Below are 20,909 nucleotides of genomic sequence, written 5' to 3'. Positions count from 1 at the left end.
AACATGCAACAATCTAGACTAAATATTTTATTTAATTAAAAACTATATATTATAATGATTAGTATACTTTATTTTATTTTTATTTATTTAACATAAATAGATATAATTAAAAATGCTAAGCTCTTAAAATCATTTTTCTAAGTTTTGTTAAATAGTTACAGGCATGAATATCTATTAGTGAAAAGTTAAAGTATGAAGAATCCCAATCTTTTGAAAATGCCTGACGTAAATGTTTAAAAGCGATTGCTTCGGCATCAATATAAAGAGGATTTTTATTTTCTTTAAAGCGATTTCCTTGAAAAACCTCATCACAAATTTGATGAAGATTTTTCCAATTTTTTTCAATTCTATGAGTTTTATTTTCATTATTCCAATGCATTAGGCACAAGAAGCGATCGATTTCACCCAATGTTTCTATTTCAAGTTTACTTAAGCTTGATTTTAATAAAACAGAATCTGTTATCAATTTAAAATGACTTGTTTCTTCTGCAACAACGGCAAGCGTATTTAATGAAATGATATTTTTATTTTCAAATTCATGATAGATTTTTTTTCCAAATTGAATTCCAATAAAAAACTCTTCGTTCTCAATATTTTCTTCAAATAATATTTGTCCGCTATTTTCATCTACATCTTCAGAAGGAAATAACACAAAGTCTTCAATACTTTCTTCACTCTGTAATCCATAATAGCGAGCGATGATATTTAGAGAAGTATTACAACCATTTGCAATCTGTTTCTTGATGTTCGTCTGTGTCATTTATTGAACCTTACGTGAATTGACCTTTATGGGGTGAACACCACGCGCTAAGAGTTCTTTTTCTAATTTAGCACTTGCCGTATTTAACCAAGCATCATAAATACTTAAGGTTGTACGTATGCTGTCTTGGTGAGTTGTTTGCTCAGAAATATCAAGTAATATATCGACAGCAGTTGTGAAATTTCTGCTCATTTCTTGGTAAATTTGTGACATTGTTTCTTGATAAGTATTTTTACCTTTAAGCAAATGAGAAAGTTCACCATAAGCGGACTCGCCCATATTGACATAATATTTAATATCAAAGCTTTTTCTATTAAAATATTCTTGAAAAAATCCTGAAAAATAAAGGGCGGTATCAGCCAACTTCTTATAAAGTGCAACTTTTTCTACAAACGAACTTTCTAAGGCTTTCTTAAGAATTAAAACAAGGCAGCTTTCTGTTTCTTCAGAGTCACTTATTCTGACGTGCTCACACAACAGATTAACAATATAAAACTCTACGTTTTCTGTTAATCTAAGATGCTGTCTTTCCTGAGCCTCTACAACTTTTTCATGAAAGAACTGAACTGCATTGCTTTCATTCATCCAAATTGTATTTTCAACTGATTTCGGAGCCATTTATGCCTCCAAGAACCTAATTTTATGACTATTTTTTTAAATCATAAAATATAACGACTTAATAGTCAATTTTAACACTCCGTAATTATATCGACATTCAAAGCAAAATTTTAAAGTCTTTTTTGCTATTGTTTATTCTTGATTGTAGCTAATTGTATGTTAAGTCATTAAAAGGTAAATTTGTTTACCTGCTGTGGCTTTCTTACTTATATTATGGAGCATTTTACATTGCCGCATATAAAAAACCATAAGCATTCAAAATTACTTTCTTATATAGAAGACACCCCCGAGCTCATGGTGAGTCGCAAAAACGATCACATACGAATTTGCCAAACTGAAAAAATAGAGTCCGATGGAACTCCATTTGCTAAATTTCGCTTTATTCCCGAGGCTTTACCCGAAATTGATTTTGATGAAATCAACTTAGAACAATCTTTTTTAAATAATACTTTTTCAATGCCAGTTCTAGTCACAGGAATGACGGGTGGCATTGAAAAAGGTCAAGAAATAAATGAAGCAATTGCTCTTGCAGCTGAAAAATATAATATTCCAATGGGTCTTGGCTCACAAAAAATGATGATCAAAGATCCTAAATTTAAAAGACTTTTTGATGTTCGTAAAATTGCACCAAAGCTTTTTGTCATCGGTAATATAGGTGCTGTAAGTCTAAATTATGGCATTACTCTTGATGATATTCAAAGATTGGTTGATGATCTTGAACTTGGAGCATTTGCAATTCATCTCAATGCTCTCCAAGAGTGTATTCAACCCGAAGGAGAACGAAATTTCTTTCAACTGCTTAAAAAAATAGAGAATATCGCAAAAAATCTATCTGTACCTCTCATTGTCAAAGAAGTTGGATCCGGAATTTCAGCAGAAACATTTAAAAAACTTGTTTCTGTAGGGGTCTCTGCTGTAGATGTTGGCGGTAAAGGAGGCACAAGTTGGAGTGCAATTGAAGGTTTGAGAGCCGATCGAGAAGGACAAAGGCTTGGCGATTTGTTTAAAGACTGGGGACTCACCACCGATGACTCTCTCCTAAGTTGCTCTGGACTCAAAAACAATCTTCAATACAATGTTCCCTTGATTGCAACAGGGGGTATAAGAAATGGGCTGCAAGTTGCAAAAGCGGTTGCGGTGGGCGCCACAATGGTAGGTGTCGGACTGCCTTTATTTAAGGCTGCCGTTTCCCCTCAAGCAGGAGAAACTCCATTGGAATCCGTAGAAAGAGAACTTAGTTTTTTTAAAAAATCTCTTTCTATAACTATGTTTTGTGCAGGAGCTCAGAATTTAAGTCAATTAAGCTCTCGCATAGTTCAAGAAGTTCCATAAGAAAAGGTAACAACAATGGTAAAAGACGCTCAACAAGTCATTACAAGAACTTCAAATACACAAGCAGAAGCTATTTCAAAGCCAATAGCTCACCATGCGACTCCATCTTCAAGCCGCATACCAAATTTTGCTCAAATGAATTCAAAAGCACGCGCGCAAGCAATGATTTCGCGCAATATACTCTCTAATGAAGAAGCCCATAATTTAAATAATTCAGGTGCCCTTAATATAGAACAGGCTGAAAAATTTATTGAAAATTGTATTGGAGGCTACACTCTACCTCTTGGCATTGCTACAAATTTTTTAATTGATGGTGAAGAAGTTTTTATACCGATGGCTGTTGAGGAATCGAGTGTCGTAGCTGCTGCAAGTTATGGTGCTAAACTCGCTCGCACGGGTGGAGGCTTTATATCTGAACCCACAGAAACAATTGCAACCTGCCAAATTCAATTTTATACTTCGCCTTCAGAAAATATTTTTGATATTTTTAATGCCACGGCTAAAGAAAAAATATTTGAAATTGCTCAAATATGCCATCCACGTCTCATATCAAGAGGAGGCGGAGTTAAAAGTATTGAATTAAGAGCACTTTCTAAACCTGGGTATTTTGTCATTCACGTGAACGTTGACACCTGTGAAGCAATGGGCGCCAATATTGTCAATACGATAGCTGAGGAAGTCGGCCGTGCATTACCCGAAATAATTCCTTGCATAGTGGGTCCTAAAATACTTACAAATTTAACAACACACAGAATAACAAAAGTTAAATGTGAGATTGAATTTAGTGCGTTAGAACGTGATGGTTATTCTGGTGAAGAAGCTGCAAGACGTATTTGTTCTGTATGGGAATTTGCCGATCTTGATCCTTTTCGGGCAACCACCCATAACAAAGGGGTTATGAACGGAATAGACCCAATTGTAATTGCGACCGGAAATGACTGGCGCGCCGTTGAAGCAGGGTGCCATGCCTTTGCCTCTTTAACAGGGGTGTATAAGCCTCTAACAAAGTGGTTTATAAATGAAAGTAATCGTTTACAAGGCGAAATTGCTGTTCCCATTGCTGTTGGGACTGTAGGGGGTGTTACTAAACTGCATCCTTCCGCAACTGCTTGTTTGAAATTAATGGGATCACCCTCATCAGCAAAATTGTCAGCCATTATTGCAAGTGTAGGCCTAGCACAAAATTTATCTGCAATTCGCGCATTAGGATGTGAAGGCATTCAAAAAGGGCATATGGCTCTTCATGAAAAGAACTTAGAAATGATGAGAAAGTATGACCATTTTCCAAGCATATCTGTAGTTGAAACAGATAACACCCATAAATAAAGAAAAATTTGCAAATGTATAAGATGAGTCTATATGTCCCAGCCAAAGCCATGCTTTTAGGAGAATATGGTGTATTATACGGTGGCAAAGCCATCGCTTGCACATTTTTTGAACATTATTTTCTAATTCATATTCAGGCTCAGTCTACTCAATCAAAGGCTTCCACTCAAATAATAAGTTCATTTTTTAAAAATAATTTCATTGAGTTTGAAAATGATGAAATCATAAATTCAGAGAAAACCTCAGATATTAATTTTTTTAAGAACTTATTAAAGCCTTGGAAAAATCATCTTAAATCAATAAATCTTTCGATAGAAATTGAAAAATCATTTTCCCCATCCCTAGGGTTTGGCAGTTCTTCGGCTTTGATAGCAGGAATTTCAAAATCACTCTGGAAATTATTTTTTAAAGATATATCATATTTAAATAATGAAATATTCTGGAATTATATAAGAACTTCCTTGAAAGAAATTCAAGGAAATGGCAGTGGGTATGATATTGCTGTGCAACTTGCCGCCAGTCACGAAAATATTTTACAAAATAATATTCAATTTTGGATTTTCCAGAATCAAGAAAACAATTCTGTTCCAATTATAGACAGATTTATTTTAAAAGATAAAATTGAAAATTATGGATTTTTTCTTGCCACACAAATGTATTCTGACACCTCTAAGGTCATTAAAGATTTTCAATCTCAAGCAAAAAAAGAAGAGTTCGCCTTAAAACACACGTCTCTTGCTAATGAATTTATAATTAACTCTAATATTGAGCACACGTATAAATTGATGGAATTATCAAGAAAAATAGCTCAAGAACAAGGTTTAATTCCACAAAATAATGACAACTTAAATAAAATTATCAATCAATTAAATAAGCTCAATATCCCTTATAAAACAATGGGAGCAGGCCATGGAGATTGCCTTTGGGTTTTATATAATAAGAATACATTTTTAAAGCATTTAAAAATACAAAAACTTGAAATCCCTTTTGTATTTCATAATCTTGGGAATTCTATATGAATCATATAATAAAAGATTTGCCTCCATCACTTAAATTAATTCAAGACAAATTACGTCAATTAAAAAGTGAAAATAAATTTGAAATTCAAAATGGTGATGAAGGTTATGCAACAGCACCAAGCAATATTGCTCTCCTTAAATACTGGGGTAAAGCACAAAATCGATCGCAAATACCAACAAATTCAAATTTAAGTTACACTCTTGGAGGATTTCGTTCCTTTACTAAAATCACGACTCAGGGACGTTTTTTACCTGATTCCTGCAATAAAATTCCACCAATAAAAAATAGATTATTTTTAAATAATGATAAAAATCAAAAAATATTACCTGAAAAAATGGATATATTGATACAATCCATTTTTTATAATTTTGCTGACGAAATTTCTCTTAAAATTGAAAGTCACAATAATTTCCCCACTGCATGTGGAATTGCTTCAAGTGCATCAGGATACGCAGCACTTATAGGAGCAATAGCTGATCTTCTCCAACTAAAAAATCATCTTACAAAAGAAGAATTACACACTTGGCTCACAGAATGGGCTCGCTTAGGAAGCGGATCTGCAACTCGTAGTGCTATCGAATGCGCAGGTGACTCCTTTGTCAAATGGGAGTTAGAAAGTGCTCATGATGAAAGTTTCACAAAGACATCTCTCATGCCCCACCATCCAAAATGGAAACAGCTTGAACACTGTGTGTTTGTATTAAATTCAAATGAGAAAGTGATCTCAAGTTCTGAGGGACATAAATCTGCCAACACATCTGCTTTAAATGCAATTCGAGTAGCAGGTATTCCAAAAAGAATGGTATTAATAAGCAAAGCATTGAAAGAATTTGATTTTGAACTTCTTCAACAATTAAGCGAAGAAGATGCCCTTTCTATGCATGCAGTTATGCAAACAGGAACTCCTGCAGCTTGTTATCTTGATCATGATGTAAGCAAAGCAATTGCACTGTTTATTAAATTAAGAGACGAATCTGAATTAAAAGCATTTTGGACTTTAGATGCAGGACCAAATATTCATTTAATTTTCACCCAAGAATCAAAACAAATGATTCAAAATTTTCATGTAAAATTGCAAGAGTTATTTAATAAAAAAATAAACGTTTTTATGAATTCTTATAGAAGTGGATTGCTTATAGGCAAAGAAAATTTCGATAATTTGAGTTCTATTGAAATATTAAAAAATAGTATTAATTGAAATTTTTAAGGTTTAGGTATCCATATGAATTTTTTAACTCAAAGTAATTTGACTGCATATGCTTCTGGAAAAGCAATTTTAATTGGTGAACACTCTGTTGTGTATGGACACAAAGCTGTTGCCATTGCATTGCCAGATGTAAAACTTAAACTTACTTTTTTTGCTCCAGATCATTCTCAAAATATCAGCTCATGGGACAACGCATGGTTCACAAAAATAAGAGGAAATTCTTTTATTCCAGAACAGCGAGTTACTCAACTTCTAACTAAAGCATTCGAAAAAGCACTTACTTTATGTGGAGTTGATTCTTCTTTGCAGTACTATATACCCCAAAAATTTCTGATAGAATCTGATATTCCTCTTGGTGGAGGTATGGGTGGCAGTGCAGCAATCAGCACTTGTCTCTTAAAAATTGCAAATCAAATATTTAACTTAAATAACGAAACAAAAGCAGGATTAAACTTTCAACAACAAATTCAATTTGCCAACGAAATTGACTGCCTTTTTCATTTTGGTAAAGCGAGCGGTCTTGACGCTTCAACTGTAGCAAGCAATGGAATTATTGAGTTTTCAAAAGGTAAATTACCTGAATATATTCAAAATAAAAAAGAATTTTGGCTTGCTCTTGTTGATTCAAAAGAGCGGGGTGAAACGGCACATATGGTAAAAAAAGTTGCTGAAAAACTTAATACTATTCCAGAGCAAATGCAAAACGCCTTAATTCAACTTGGTGTTTTAGCTGAAAAGTCTATTTTAGCGCTAACAGCTGGAGATTTAAAATTATTGGCAAATTGCTTAAACACGGCTCAGAATTATTTATGCGAAATGGGTGTTTCAACAGAAAAAATAGATACAATTATACAAAAATTTAAAGATACAGGAGCTCTTGCTGCAAAACTTACCGGCGCTGGTGGAGGAGGAATGGTTTTGGGATTATTTGAAAGTAAGCCAGATGTTTTATATTCTCACTTTGATAAAGACTCTCTTTTTATAACAAGAGTGCCTCAATATGTCGAAAAATCATAATGAAATATCTCATAGACCTTTACCAGAAACAACAATACAATCTCGTAATCAACAATTAAGTTTTAATTCTAAAGAAGCTCTAAGCCTTTGGGCACAAAAACCTTTATCTCAAAATTTAAATGATACAATTTTGCACTTTATAATGAGTTTTCAAAGTATCCATACGCAAAAAAACTATTTAAATGATCTTAAAAGTTTTTTAAATTTTACTTCTAATATAAATTATAAATGCGAAAGTATATCTGAAGTAAACGAAAAAATATTAATAACTTGGCACGAATATCTAAGCACTAAAACAAATTTATCGCAGGTGAGCATTCGAAGAAAATTAATGACTCTTTCTTCTTTTCTAGAATTTTGTTTTAAAAGAGACTTAATTAAAGAAAATGCCATGAAATTTATACGTTTACCTAAGCTAATTGAACAAAGTAAAACAAATGCTTTTACAGAATCTGAAAGCAAAAAAATTGTTGCATATTTAAAAAATGAATGGAAAATACTATCTGAAAAATCTAACCAATGTGTCCGCAAATATAAGGCAGCTTATTTAAAATATGCTGTAATTAGCACTCTATTTTCTGTTGGAATGCGCGTTAATGAATTATGTGAAATAAAAATAAGTGATCTAGAATTTAACGAAGATTTTTCCCGTGTCCATTTGAAAACAAAAGGTAACAAAGATCATGCTCCTTTTCTTCACGATACAATCGCAAAATTAATTAAAAATTATGTCAATGAAATGCGATCAGAGGCAAAAGAAAATGAGTATCTTTTTATTAGAACGCAAGACGTAAAAAATGTAAACAAATTAAGTCAAGTTGCAATTTATAATATGATTGTAGATACTGCACAAAAAGTTGGAATTGAAAAAAAGGTAAGCCCCCACAGTTGCCGAGCAACTCTTGCGACTTTACTCCATAAGAAAGGCACTCCCATCGCAAGTATACAAAAAATCCTAAACCACAATAGCATAACAACCACTGCTATTTACATTAAAAAAGCCGATGAATTACAAGAAGCTGCTGCTACTAAAATAAATATTATGGAAAATAAAAAATGAATTAAATATTCTCACACTTTTTTATTTCATCTGCAGTCGGCATTTTCACAAGTTTATTCTCAGCAAGCTTTTTCTGAATTTCAATCGCTGCAAAACAATGTATTTTTGTAGATGGATGAACTAAATCCCAAAATAAATAATCCTGAGGATTTTTACATGCAACATTTGGTTTTGCAGGAAAGCTTGGAACACCTACGTAACAAGCATTTTCAATATTTTTAATATTATATTTTTTAGGATTTTTCTTAATTTGAGTTAACATATCTTCTGCATCAAAAAAAATAAGTTTAAATTCTTTATCTTTATTTGCCTCATTAATTCGTAAAATACCTGATTTAATCACATAATTTTCTGTTTTTGAAACTGCTGTTAAGAAGAAACTCATTTTTTTATATTCTTCAATATCTGTATTGAGAGCAATCTTTCCCAAGTCGGGTAAATTGGAAACCAGTATGTTTTTCGCTCCACTTTCTTTTAATATTTTTACCGAATTTATAACATCAAAAGATAAGTTCCATAAAGACTTCAATGTAGCACGAGGCTCATTAAAATCCATAGTGAAAATATTATTTGATCCAGCCCAAACAACAAAGAGTGTTTTAGATAAATCAATTTTTCCACTTTTTAATTTATTTAAATAAGTATCTAGTTGAGAAATCAATGGAACTGCGCTTGGATATCGAGGATTATTTCCAGAGGTCAATGCCCCTAAGTACGCATTGTCAACTAAATTCGCCTGAATTGATTTTGTAAAATACTCCGCCCAAACCAGTCCATTTGTTGCCCGCCCTTTATAATAAGGAGGCAATGGCATTGGATTTATAGATGATTTTGATGCTAAAAAATAGTTTCCATTATCTGATAAACTGTCACCAAAAATAATAACATTTTTTATTTCACTTCCATGAGCAAATGTAAAATTAAAAAAAAGAATCAATACAAGTATCGAAATAAATTTTTTTAACATAATTTACTCACTCATTATGAGGTTTACTCAATTCTTCTGTTCTTAAATTCTTGCGTAATATTTTTCCAATTGGAGATTTTGGAAGTTCGCTTCTAAACTCTACATGCTTTGGAACTTTATATGAAGTAATATATTTTCGACAATGCTCAATGACTTGTTGTTCAGTTAAAGCTGAATCCTTTTTAACAATAAAAGCTTTTACAGCCTCACTTGTTCTCTCATTGGGAATTCCGATGACAGCAACTTCACCAACTCCATGTAATTTTGCAATACAATCTTCCACTTCATTCGGATAAACATTAAAACCACTTACAAGAATCATGTCTTTCTTACGATCAACTATTTTAATATACCCATCGGAATCCATGACTGCAATATCACCAGTCAACATCCAGCCATCTTTTAAAACTTTCGATGTCTCTTCAGGTCTTTGCCAATAACCTACCATGACCTGAGGTCCTTTAACTGCAATTTCTCCGACTTCACCAACAGACACAACCTTTCCTTCTTCACTTATAAGCACGACATCAGTGCCTGGCACTGGCACTCCAACGGTATCTGATTTCACTATTCCATTAATAGGATTAAAAGTAACTACAGGAGAAGTTTCAGTCAATCCATATCCTTCTACAACAGATGTATTTGTTACTTTATTCCATCTTTCAGAAACAGCTTTATGCAATGCTGCCCCCCCTGCAATTGAAGCCTTTAAATGTTTAGGAGGGTTTTCAGAAAACCATTTTTCATTTAATAATCCATTAAAAAGTGTATTTACTCCTGATATCCAAGTAATATTTGCTTTTTCAAAAGCTTTCTTAATATTTAAAAGCGGACGAGGGTTAGGAATCAAAACACTCACCCCACCTACTTTAAAAAATGTTATTAAATTTACTGTAAATGCAAAAATATGATACAATGGTAAAACTGTTAAAAGAACTTCTTGCCCATTTGTAATTTTTGATTTACCCATTTCAATAATTTGATACATATTTGCAATAATATTTTTATGAGTTAACATTGCACCTTTGCTAACTCCAGTGGTTCCTCCTGTATATTGCAAAGCACAAATATCATCTAAAGTAACATTTATCCAATAATTAATAACATCAATTTTATTCTCTCTTAAAACCTTTTTTCCAATATTAAGAGATTCTTCAAAAGGAATGGCATGAACTTCACAATTTGGAATTTGCTTTCTAACATATTTTAAGACACTTTTTACTAATATTTTTTTAATTGGTGCGAAAAGGTCTGCAACACTTACAATAATAACTTTTTCAATTTTTGTATTAGGAATAACTTGTTTTAGTTTATCGGCAAACATATCAATAATGACTAAGGCTTTTGCTCCGCTGTCCAAAAACTGATGCTGCATTTCATGAGCAGTATAAAGTGGATTCGCATTCACAATAGCAACCCCTGCCTTAAAACATCCGAATACAACAATGGGATAAGCAAGACAGTTTGGCAATTGAATGGCCACACGATCACCTGACTTTAAATGCAATTCTTCTCTTAAATAAACAGCAAAAGCGTTAGAAAAAGTATCCGTTTCAGCAAAAGTTAAAGATTTATCCATTCCATTAGGTAGCATCATGCGATAGGCTATTCTATTTTTCCATTTCTCAGAATTTTTAGAAACCATTTCGGCTAAATTGTTATATTCAAATTTTTCTAATTCACAATTTGTACCATGCCCATAATGATCATGCCATGGACGTTCAACACATTCAAATACACTACCAGACATCTCAGCTCTCCTCTAAAACTCTAAATGCAATTTGTATCGAACCATAAAATAACTTCAAATTCCAGTAAACGAAATAATCCTAGACATATAGCTTTCTCATCGTCTTAAATGAAGTTAATTATCTAGTTTGTTATTTTTCAACTTTAAGAGTTTGTCAATTATTTTAGCCGTCAAACTTTATTTTATTTATTTTGCATAATTTTTTGATCTTAAATTTGCTATCAAAAGGAAATTCTAAATTGAAATAAAAATAATTTTTTAGCGCAATGGATAAAGGAACTTTTTTTCCTCTATTTATACCTAAATTGGGTAATTTTTTGAGTGTGAATATCCTTTCCTACACACAAGAAAAATTTGACACAAAAGCCTAAATTGCATCTAAAGTTTTCTAAAATAAAGTTAAACTTGAAGCAAACCAATAGAAAAGGAGAATGCCATGAGCGTCAATACAGTTAAAGGTTCAGGCGGAGTAGCAACCCCAAATGCAGTTGCAGCTCCTGAAGCCGCAAAAGCAGAAAAAACTGCGCCCAAAAACGCAGCACATACAGCATATGCAAAGGCAAAAGAGGCTCCGAGTGTTAAAGATGCTGCCAATGTTCAAATTTCTCCGCGCGCAAAAGAATTGAGCATGGCCAAGAAGATTGCTGAGGAAACTCCTGATGTCCGAGAAGATAAAGTTGCAAAATTTAAAGAACAGATTAACAAAGGTGAATATAATCCTGACTCAGGAAAAATTGCTGATGGAATTTTAAGAGAAGCAATAAGAGATGAAATAGCTAAAGATCCAAGTATTATTTTTGGGTAAATTCATTCATATTAATTATAAAGTGACATAAGCAATGGAAGAACTCATATCACTTATTGCACAATTTAATGATATATTAAAAAAACAGATTGTAACATACACTGAATTTATTCCAATTTTAGATGAAGAAGAAAATGCTATTTGTAAATATGATTTATCTTATTTAGAAAAAATTGTTATTTTAAAAGATCAAAAATCAAGAATTGCGATCTCCCTCGAAGAAAAAAGACTTCTTCTCATCAAAAAAATATGCTATATGATAGCTTTTGACAGTCGCGGACTCACGCTCTCATTAAATCTCTTTGCCCAAGCGTTTTCTACATACACAAAAAATATTCAGTCACTTATTAGTTCTGAAACCTTTTGCAAATTAAAAGAACTTCAAGATCAGTTTTTTTCAATAAAAGCAGAATATGAAAATACATTCGAATTTATTTACCCCAGAATATATAGAAATCAAGTCATCCTTAAAAAATTATTGCGTAATGTTACTCTCTCACTCAGTCTATTTCAGTCAGAAGCTGAAGTTGGCATGAATTACGATTCGCTTGGAAAAGCACAGTCGCTCTTAAACCAAAACAATAATTATTCTTCTGTTCGAGTGAAAGCTTAAAATGGTTGCAACTTTAAACCACATCTTAAATTTAGGCAGTGAATCATTACAAAACTCTCGGACAGGTGTTGATGTAACAGGACATAACATATCCAATGCACAAACTCCTGGTTACAGCAGACAGCTTGTTAACTTAGAAACGAAATGGCCAATTGAATATGGTTTACATGTTTTTGGTGATGGTGCACGCATTCAATCTATTCAACGTGCACATGATAAATTCATAGAAGGCCAGCTTCGTCGAGAAATACAAATTCAAAGTAAAACAGAAGTATTAGCTGAAGGACTAAAAAGAATTGAAAGTTATTTCAATCCCGATTTAACCTCCACTGTTCGCGATCGCTTTGTAAGTTTTGTGAGTTCAATTCGGGAACTGTCAAATTTCCCAGAAGAGCCCTCTGTAAGAATAAATATGATAGAAAATGGTAAAGCACTTTCTCAAGCATTTAATGCAGCACATGCAAATGTTGTTCAGGTTCAAACAGATGCAAATGAAGAAATTAAACAAACAATTTCTCTAGTGAATCAAAAAATAGCTGAAGTTGCAAAGCTCAATGGACAAATTCGTGAAATGGGAGCCGGTAACTTAACAGATGTAAATGACCTAGAAGATCGTCGTGATAAACTTATAAAAGAAATAGGCAGTATAGTTGATATCAACGCATATCATGATAAAAATGATCAAATTACTGTTCGCGGACCTGCAGAATGTTTACTTGTTGAAGGAAATCTTTCATCACGTTTTAAAATAGAAGATGTTTATACACCTACACATATGCCAGATATTTCGATTTCAGAATTTGAAAAAGAACGTTACTTTGATATGACTCACTTTATAAGCAAAGGTAAAATGGGAGCATTACTTGATATTCGAGATCGTTATGCGCAAAGAGTGCGAGATGATCTAAATATGCTTGCTCAAGGTTTTGCGGATGCATTTAACGAAGTACATCAAAAAGGTTACGGTATAAATGATATGCACAATTTAAAAGGAAGAGACTTTTTTGCAGGTTTAAATGGACCGGGTGAAGCCGCCCAAGATATTGAAGTCGATCCAGGTATCGTTTTCAATCCGAATGCAGTTGGCATTGCTTTGTCATCTGATACTCCAGGTGACAATGTTATTGCGAATCAACTTATTAAACTTTTTTACGAGCCCTTATTTGATAATAATACTGTTACTATAACTGGTATTTATGACAAAATGATAAGTAAAATAGGGATCGCTGCGCTTAGAACGAAAGAAGAAGCAACAGCCTCCCAAATTGTTTATGATCGTTTGAAATCACAACGTGAAAGTGTTTCAGGTGTTTCTTTAGATGATGAAGCTGCAAATTTATTAAAATATCAACATTTGTTTACAGCGAGTTCACGTGTGATTACAACGGCTGATGAAATGTTTAAAACAGTTCTCGATCTAAAGAGGTAATATATTTATTTTTTGAGGAGGAGTTATGGCTCTTCAACCTAGAATTTCAGAACAATATCGTTACGGAGTTACATCTGACAGAATTGGAAATGTGAAAGCTATTTCTGATGATGTAAACGAAACAGCTGCTTCAGGAAGAAAATTAAAAAGAATAAGTGATGACCCTGTAGGAACAATTCGTGTTCTACGTAATAGAAATAGAATTTCAAATTTAGACCAATATAGAAAAACATTAGACTTTGGCAGAGGATATTTATCTAAAACGGAAGATGCACTTTCATCCATTTATAATTCTTTAATTAGAGCAAAAGAACTTGGCATTCAACAATCCAACAGTACTTATGATGAACCATCTCATAAAGCAGTGGCTGCAGAAGTTCGACAAATTTTAAATCATGTCATTATTTTAGGAAATACATCTTACAGCGATAAATACGTTTTTGGTGGTTTTCAAACGACTCAGCCTCCTATTTCGCCAGATGGGCATTATTTAGGTGATGACGGAATTATTTTTGTTCAAGTAGATGAAGATAGTTTTCGTCCTATTAATGTGAATGGAAGAGAAATTTTTGATGTACCAGCTGAATTTGATGGAAAGCGTCCTCCACTTGTGTCAATACTTCAAAATATGTATGAGTCGCTTTTTTCATGGGATAGAGATAAATTGCATCAATCCATGGTTGATCTCGATAGCATAATGAATTCTGTTGTGACCATGACAGCATCCTTGGGTGCAAGAAGAGTCTCTCTTGAGGATGTTTCTGAAAGACTTGATCGTGGTGAATCACAATTACACAATGACAATAACAATATTGAAGGGGCAGATATGGTAAAGTCTGCACTTGATTTAAAACGCACAGAAAGTGCAGTTAATTTTACACTCCAAGCGACATCTAAAATGCTTACCCCATCTTTACTTGAATTTCTAAAATAAAATATTAAATTATCAATTGATATTTAATAGTAAAGCAATAAGATAATATTCAGAATTAATGAGATATGCTCATTTTTATGAAAGGTAATTATAAATGAATATAATAATTTTATCAGGAAGTCATAGAGAAAAATCACAATCAGAGAAAGTTTCACTATATATCCAATCCAATATTAAAAATCAAAAAGAATTAAATGTTGATATTATTTCATTGGCTAAAAATCCAATTCCATTCATTGATGATGATTTTCTCAATGGAAATGATGAAAATTGGGCTCGCATTTGGAAACCAATATCAAGCAAATTAAAAGAAGCCGACGGAATAATAATAGTTACTCCCGAATGGCATGGAATGTCTCCTTCTGGTGTAAAAAACTTTTTATTACTTTGTAAAGCGAATGAAGTTGGACATAAAGCAGGTTTAATTGTTTCTGTGTCTGCTGGAATGGGTGGAAGTTATCCCATAGCAGAACTGCGTATGAATAGCTCAAAAAACACCCGTATATGCTATATTCCAGAACACCTCATTATTCGTGACTGCCATAATGTTTTAAATGACAAAGAACCTCAAAGTTCAAATGATTCTGATATTCGAAAAAGAATTTCATATACAACAAATTTATTTATAGAATATTCTTCAGCATTAAAAAAAGTAAGAGACAGTGGAATTATTGATTTAAAAAATTTCCCAAATGGAATGTAAAAATATCTAAAAAAAAACTAAAATCTCAATTTATTTGTTTACACAATATTCATATTTATCTTGCATGTATCTAACTATACATGTAAATCATCTTAATATCAATATTATTCTCACAACTTAAATGGAGATTTTATGTTTAAGATTTTTATACTTATAATATTTAATTTATTTTTAATTTTCCCATCATACTCAAATAGTACTAATGAATATAACAATCAAGAAAATGGAAAAAGTTCTATAAGAGTGGATCTATTATTTGGTGCTGGATACATGATGTGGGTTTGTACTCATTCTGGTAATTCATGCTCATCTGCTTTTACAATTACAAATGGCACAGCAATTGAAGTTGAAAAGGGTGATACTTTTTATGTTGGAATTGCTGCTCTTCCTAGAATTTGTGATTTTTACAAAGTAACAAATTCTAATAGTTTAGCAGTTATTTCATATTGGGGAACGGTTTTTAAACCGAATTTTAATATATTTGGAGATGAAACTATTCAGTTTTTGAATCGAGAAACAACTTACAATCTCATCGCAGGTTGCCAACAGTTTCAAGGAAAATACAATGAAAAATATTAAAGTCAAATCATCTCGAAGAAAATTCATTGCAAATTTAGCAAAAATTGCTGCATTGAGTTCAAGTGTAAGTACAATTAAATCCTTTGGCTTTAACTCAGTAAATGCACTTCAATTACCAAACTTTCCAAATGGTATAGTTCCTTATCTTGAAAAATTTGAAAATTGGTCTGGAGAAGTAAAAGCAAGAGCATTGTGGACATATGCCCCAAAAAATTCTTTAGAAATTCTCCAAATTGTAAATTGGGCAAAAAATAATAATTATAAAGTCCGTCCTAAAGGCAAAATGCACAATTGGTCTCCTCTTACAATTGCAAATGGAATAGATGTGTCAAGCCGTGTCATACTCATTGATACAAAGCCTTATCTAAATAAAGTCAAAATAGATAAATCACAATTCCCTAGTAAAGTAACAGCTGAAACTGGAATTTCTATGGAAAATCTATTAAACGCACTGGAGGAACAGGATCTTGGTTTAACAGTGACGCCCGCCCCCGGAGAGTTAACTTTAGGGGGCGTCTTAGCAATCAATGGACATGGAAGTGCCGTTGCAGCCGCAAATGAAAACAGTCTTTCTCTTGGCCATAGCTATGGCTCATTAAGCAATCTTATAATATCACTGACTGCAATTGTATTAGATAACGAATCAAATAAATATATCCTAAAAAAATTTGAAAGATCAGAGCCTAATTGCCAAGCATTTTTAGTGCACCTAGGTAGAGCATTTATTACAGAAGTCACATTGCAAGTTGGAAAAAATCAAAGAATGCGCTGCCAAAGCATCATAGGAATCCCAGCATCTGAAATATTTGGCAAAGAAGAAGTATCCAAATTTAGTTTTGCAAAATTGGTTGAAAAAAATGGCCGAGTGGAGGCAATTTGGTTTCCATTTACAGATAAACCTTGGATTAAAGTCTGGAGTGTAACAGATGAACAAAAACCAAAAGCATCTAGGGAAGTAAAGAGCCCATATAATTATCCATTTTCAGATAATCTTTGCGATGAATTAGCAAAAATGATTAAAACTATTATCTCTGGAAAAACAAGCATAACACCTCAATTTGGAAAGCTCGAATATTTTATAACGGCCGGAGGCTTAGAATACAATCAATCTTTTGATATTTGGGGATGGTCTAAAAACGTATTGCTTTATGTAAAACCTTCCACACTTAGAGTAACAGAAAGTGGCTATGTTGTTTTAACAAAAAGATCAAATATTCAACGCGTATTGAATGAATTCTATACCTATTATAACTATCTTATTGAAAAATATAGAGAAAGAAGTATATACCCAATAAATGGTCCTGTTGAAATTAGAGTCACAGGACTTGAAGAAAGCGACGATATAATCAATACAAGCGCCCTTCCACCTCTTTTATCTTCGCTGAAAAAAAATTCAAAATATTCGGAATGGGATGTGGGAATATGGCTAAACATTCTAACTTTTCCAGGAACACCATATTCAAATGAATTTTATATGAATATCGAACAGTGGATTTTTGCAAACTATTCAGAACCATATGCAGCAGTCCGAGTGGAATGGTCCAAAGGCTGGGCGTTTGAAAGAAATAGTGTGTGGAAAAATAAGTTATTTATAGAGAATCAAATTTCAAAATCTTTTTATTCTGAAATTGCACCGGTATCAGATTTAGAATTAGCATCAGCTATTTACCAAAAATATGATCCTTACCATATTTTCTCTTCACCTTTAATTGAATCCTTAAAGATTTAATTAAATTTGTTTTATCTTCACCATATATAGATTAAATATAAATATTTAATCCTATACCAAGGAAATTATAAACCTGAAGAAGAAATTTTTTTGAAAGAGTAATTTCCCAAGACATCTTCTACCGAAAATATCTAATTAATGTATTGACAATAGACATTAGTATATAGTTCTATCTGCTTGTGTATTCTCTATGCATTTATTGGTTCTTAAATAAATGCATCTCAATATGAATGCAAATTAAAAAATGGATAAAATAATATCTTCTATGAATAATCATATTAAGGAATATTAAATGAGTAACCAAAATAATTTTGCCAATAATATTGCAATAGATATAAAAAAGTCCTATTTGAGATTTCCTTTTACATTTATACTATCAGCAATTGTCTCTTTCTTAGGAATTTATTTTTTTGATATTCTTGAAAAAAACGATTATATATTAAAAATAATAATTTCTTCGATTATTAGCATTCCATTCTCAATAGCTATTTATCTGTTTTTTGAAAGCATAAACTATAAAAAATATCTATTTTTACCAAGTCTTATTTCTTTTGTTTTTGTCACATTGCATTTCTTTGCAACAAAATTAGATTTTACCAATGGTTATTATTATAAAATATCACAGTTATTTCTTATCTTTCATTTATTTATTTCTGTTTCACCTTTTCTTTTTAAAAAGGATATTAATAATTTTTGGAGCTTTAACAAAAATTTGCTGCATAGATTAATATTAGCAATATTATACTCAATGACATTATTTTTAGGCCTATCCTTTGCAATTTTTATAACCCAGTACTTATTTGATCTTAATTATTTATTCCCTAAAAATATTTATATAAAATTATGGTTTTTCTGTGCTTTTATATTTCAAGTATCTGTATTTATATTAGGCATTCCCAGTAGTATTGAAAACATAAAAACATATGAAAAATATCCAAATGGTCTGAAAACATTTATCCAATATATTTTTATTCCTCTTTTGCTCCTTTATATGATAATTCTTTATTTTTATTTGGGTAAAATTTTACTTGCATGGAATTTACCTAAAGGACAAGTGGGTTGGATGGTTTCAACTTTAGGCGTTCTTGGAATTCTTTGTATATTGTTTTTATATCCTGTGAGAAAATCACTTGAAACAAGATGGTCACAAATTTTTGAAAAATACTTTTATATTTTACTCTTACCTTTATTAGCAATGCTTTTTTTAGGGGTATTTACAAGAATTTACACTTATGGTTTTACAGAAAATCGCTACTTCCTTTTACTCCTAGCCTTCTGGTTACTTGCAATTTCTTTATATTTTAAAATCTCTAAATCAAATAATATTAAAATATTTCCAATATCATTACTCATAGCCTTATTTGTCTCAATGATTGGTCCATGGGGAGCTTATCAAGTTTCAGAAAGAAGTCAGGTAAAAATTTTTAAGGAAAGTTTAGCAAATAATAAAATATTAGTTAATGGAAAAATACAAAAAATCACTCAAACTCTTTCTTTTGAAGAAAGAAAGAGAATAAGCTCACTTTTTGAGTATATTCAAAATAATTATGGAATTAGTTCTTTAATTGAAGTAATAAATAATGAGCAATTGAATAATTTATTAGAAAAAGAAAAAGTAAAATCAAATCATCAAGAAATAAAAGAACTATTTATGAAAGAAATAGGAATTAAATTTATACCAAAGTGGCAAACTAAAGAAAAAGTAGAGTAAAGTTCACTTTAAACAACGACATGTCGAACATGATCGCCGAGAAGTGAACTAAAGTAATCTTCTACAGATGCCCCATCAAATGCAACAAGAGATGCTTTTTTACCAATTTCTATTGAACCATAAGTCTTTTCAAGTCCTAAAGCAAAAGCAGCATTTATTGTAACCCCTGCAATAACTTCTGCTAGAGAAAATCCACATTGAGAAAGTGCTAAATAGCTTGAAAACCAAATATTATTCATCGGCGAACTGCCTGGATTAAAATCCGTACCAATTGCAACTTTAATTCCCGATGCACGCCATCGTTTTGCATCAACATACGGTATTTTACTAAAGAAACTCGTTGTCGGCAACGCAACAGCCCCAACTCCCAAAACAGCAAGACGGCCGAGGTCAGATTCTGTCGCATATTGGCAATGATCAACTGTTAACACACGTCCCTTTTTTCTTCTTTTAGAAGCTGTTTGTTCGAGCCTGCGCGCAAGCTCAGCTGCTAATTCTGCGCCGCCGCTGCGAGAAAACTCATCTGCATGAATATGGACATCTAAACCATGTTGAAGAGCTGCTCCCAACCAACGTTCTGATTGCTCTTTGGTAAAATAATTTCTTTCAAGAAAGATATCTGCTGCTAAAGGAAAGGCAATGCCCTTTTTAACAGCCTCTTCACCTAAAGCCGCAATATTCGGCAAATCTTCAACCAACGCTTGAATATAGTTATCGAGTCCTCTGTATTCTGGACTTGCAGCATGTGGTCCTAAATATGTTGGGCATAAATGAGGTAAATCCATTGCATCTTTGCCTGAATGAGCTTCATACAGTGCTTCAAGCATTTTTCTTTCTTGTAAAGGATTTAAGCCATAACCCGTCTTTGCTTCTAATAAAACCACACCACGTGCGAGAGAGTCTTTTGCATTTAATTTGTAGAGTTCAGAAAGTTCATGTCCTGTCACTTTACGAGTGGCTTTCATTGTCGAAACAATTCCTCCTCCTTTTGCAGAAATATCTTCATAGGTCATCCCTTGAGATTTTAAGACCGTTTCATTTGCACGACTTCCTGCAAAAATAGGGTGATTGTGACAATCAATCATCCCAGGAACGATAACATACTTTGAAGCATCAATTATTTCAATATCACCCAAATTCCCGTGAGTATCTAAAAGATTTTCACCAATATCAATAAAAACTCCATCAGAAATAAGAATATCACAATTCTTTAAAACCGATAAACCTTTTTGAGAAAGACTATCATTTTCTGCACTATCCCAACCTTTTAAGGTAACTACACAGGGGGAGTTTCTAAAAATGATTTTTTTATTCTTTTTTGTAGACCAAATCTTTGCTGCCATAATGCA

General features: G+C 32.4%; 19 protein-coding genes. 14 read left to right on the top strand and 5 right to left on the bottom strand.

Going from position 1 to position 20,909, the window contains the following annotated elements; all coding sequences use genetic code 11:
* Positions 1 to 115 precede the first annotated feature (115 nt).
* Positions 116 to 760 (bottom strand): hypothetical protein, encoded by a 645-nt coding sequence (locus GCL57_RS04030; RefSeq protein WP_152211995.1) that lies wholly within the window; start codon positions 758 to 760, stop codon positions 116 to 118.
* Positions 761 to 1,378: a hypothetical protein gene (locus tag GCL57_RS04025; RefSeq protein ID WP_152211994.1), complete on the bottom strand. Its 618-nt coding sequence runs from the start codon at positions 1,376 to 1,378 to the stop codon at positions 761 to 763. It lies immediately after the preceding gene.
* A 228-nt stretch (positions 1,379 to 1,606) separates the two neighbouring features.
* Between GCL57_RS04025 and fni the strand changes: the two genes are divergently transcribed.
* The 6 genes from fni to GCL57_RS03995 are packed head-to-tail and all read left to right on the top strand — an operon-like array spanning position 1,607 to position 8,340.
* Positions 1,607 to 2,710, top strand: a complete 1,104-nt coding sequence (gene fni / locus GCL57_RS04020) for a type 2 isopentenyl-diphosphate Delta-isomerase (protein WP_161597586.1) — start codon at positions 1,607 to 1,609, stop codon at positions 2,708 to 2,710.
* A 15-nt stretch (positions 2,711 to 2,725) separates the two neighbouring features.
* Positions 2,726 to 4,036, top strand: a complete 1,311-nt coding sequence (locus tag GCL57_RS04015; protein ID WP_152211992.1) for a hydroxymethylglutaryl-CoA reductase, degradative — start codon at positions 2,726 to 2,728, stop codon at positions 4,034 to 4,036.
* 14 nt (positions 4,037 to 4,050) lie between these two features.
* On the top strand, positions 4,051 to 5,055 hold the full coding sequence (locus GCL57_RS04010) for a mevalonate kinase family protein (RefSeq protein ID WP_152211991.1): 1,005 nt from the start codon (positions 4,051 to 4,053) through the stop codon (positions 5,053 to 5,055).
* A complete protein-coding gene (mvaD, locus tag GCL57_RS04005) occupies positions 5,052 to 6,254 on the top strand; it encodes a diphosphomevalonate decarboxylase (protein ID WP_152211990.1) in 1,203 nt (400 codons plus the stop codon). Before GCL57_RS04010 ends, mvaD begins: the two co-directional genes overlap by 4 nt.
* Positions 6,255 to 6,278: 24 nt before the next feature.
* Positions 6,279 to 7,280 (top strand): mevalonate kinase, encoded by a 1,002-nt coding sequence (mvk, locus tag GCL57_RS04000; protein WP_152211989.1) that lies wholly within the window; start codon positions 6,279 to 6,281, stop codon positions 7,278 to 7,280.
* Positions 7,264 to 8,340, top strand: coding sequence for a tyrosine-type recombinase/integrase (locus tag GCL57_RS03995; protein WP_152211988.1), 1,077 nt, complete (start codon positions 7,264 to 7,266; stop codon positions 8,338 to 8,340). Before mvk ends, GCL57_RS03995 begins: the two co-directional genes overlap by 17 nt.
* A 1-nt stretch (position 8,341) precedes the next feature.
* On the opposite strand, the gene GCL57_RS03990 is transcribed toward GCL57_RS03995, so the two are convergent.
* Positions 8,342 to 9,307, bottom strand: a complete 966-nt coding sequence (locus GCL57_RS03990; protein WP_152211987.1) for an SGNH/GDSL hydrolase family protein — start codon at positions 9,305 to 9,307, stop codon at positions 8,342 to 8,344.
* Between the two features lie 7 nt (positions 9,308 to 9,314).
* Positions 9,315 to 11,057 carry an AMP-binding protein gene (locus tag GCL57_RS03985; protein WP_152211986.1) on the bottom strand — a complete coding sequence of 581 codons (1,743 nt, stop codon included), beginning with the start codon at positions 11,055 to 11,057 and terminating at the stop codon, positions 9,315 to 9,317.
* 436 nt (positions 11,058 to 11,493) lie between these two features.
* On the opposite strand from GCL57_RS03985, the gene flgM reads away from it, so the two are divergent.
* From flgM to GCL57_RS03945, 8 genes are all read left to right on the top strand, one after another.
* Positions 11,494 to 11,862: a flagellar biosynthesis anti-sigma factor FlgM gene (flgM, locus tag GCL57_RS03980; protein WP_152211985.1), complete on the top strand. Its 369-nt coding sequence runs from the start codon at positions 11,494 to 11,496 to the stop codon at positions 11,860 to 11,862.
* Positions 11,863 to 11,896: 34 nt separating this feature from the next.
* Positions 11,897 to 12,475 carry a flagellar export chaperone FlgN gene (locus GCL57_RS03975; protein WP_152211984.1) on the top strand — a complete coding sequence of 193 codons (579 nt, stop codon included), beginning with the start codon at positions 11,897 to 11,899 and terminating at the stop codon, positions 12,473 to 12,475.
* Between the two features lies 1 nt (position 12,476).
* Positions 12,477 to 13,904, top strand: a complete 1,428-nt coding sequence (gene flgK / locus GCL57_RS03970) for a flagellar hook-associated protein FlgK (protein ID WP_152211983.1) — start codon at positions 12,477 to 12,479, stop codon at positions 13,902 to 13,904.
* 25 nt (positions 13,905 to 13,929) lie between these two features.
* Complete coding sequence (flgL, locus tag GCL57_RS03965; protein WP_152211982.1) at positions 13,930 to 14,838, top strand: flagellar hook-associated protein FlgL; 909 nt, start codon at positions 13,930 to 13,932, stop codon at positions 14,836 to 14,838.
* Between the two features lie 94 nt (positions 14,839 to 14,932).
* Positions 14,933 to 15,541, top strand: a complete 609-nt coding sequence (locus tag GCL57_RS03960; RefSeq protein ID WP_152211981.1) for an NADPH-dependent FMN reductase — start codon at positions 14,933 to 14,935, stop codon at positions 15,539 to 15,541.
* Between the two features lie 132 nt (positions 15,542 to 15,673).
* Entirely contained in the window at positions 15,674 to 16,120 is a 447-nt protein-coding gene (locus tag GCL57_RS03955; protein ID WP_152211980.1) for a hypothetical protein, read from the top strand.
* Positions 16,107 to 17,849 carry a cholesterol oxidase substrate-binding domain-containing protein gene (locus GCL57_RS03950; protein WP_152211979.1) on the top strand — a complete coding sequence of 581 codons (1,743 nt, stop codon included), beginning with the start codon at positions 16,107 to 16,109 and terminating at the stop codon, positions 17,847 to 17,849. Before GCL57_RS03955 ends, GCL57_RS03950 begins: the two co-directional genes overlap by 14 nt.
* 292 nt (positions 17,850 to 18,141) lie before the next feature.
* Positions 18,142 to 19,560 carry a DUF4153 domain-containing protein gene (locus GCL57_RS03945; protein ID WP_152211978.1) on the top strand — a complete coding sequence of 473 codons (1,419 nt, stop codon included), beginning with the start codon at positions 18,142 to 18,144 and terminating at the stop codon, positions 19,558 to 19,560.
* An 8-nt stretch (positions 19,561 to 19,568) separates the two neighbouring features.
* Here the strand turns inward: GCL57_RS03945 and GCL57_RS03940 are convergent, their stop codons facing one another.
* Positions 19,569 to 20,903: an amidohydrolase family protein gene (locus tag GCL57_RS03940; protein ID WP_152211977.1), complete on the bottom strand. Its 1,335-nt coding sequence runs from the start codon at positions 20,901 to 20,903 to the stop codon at positions 19,569 to 19,571.
* Positions 20,904 to 20,909 lie beyond the last annotated feature (6 nt).

Source organism: Fluviispira multicolorata (assembly GCF_009208585.1).
Classification (GTDB): Bacteria; Bdellovibrionota_B; Oligoflexia; order Silvanigrellales; family Silvanigrellaceae; genus Silvanigrella; species Silvanigrella multicolorata.
Note: the sequence above shows the minus strand (reverse complement) of the source record. Positions and strands in the feature narration are given on the sequence as shown.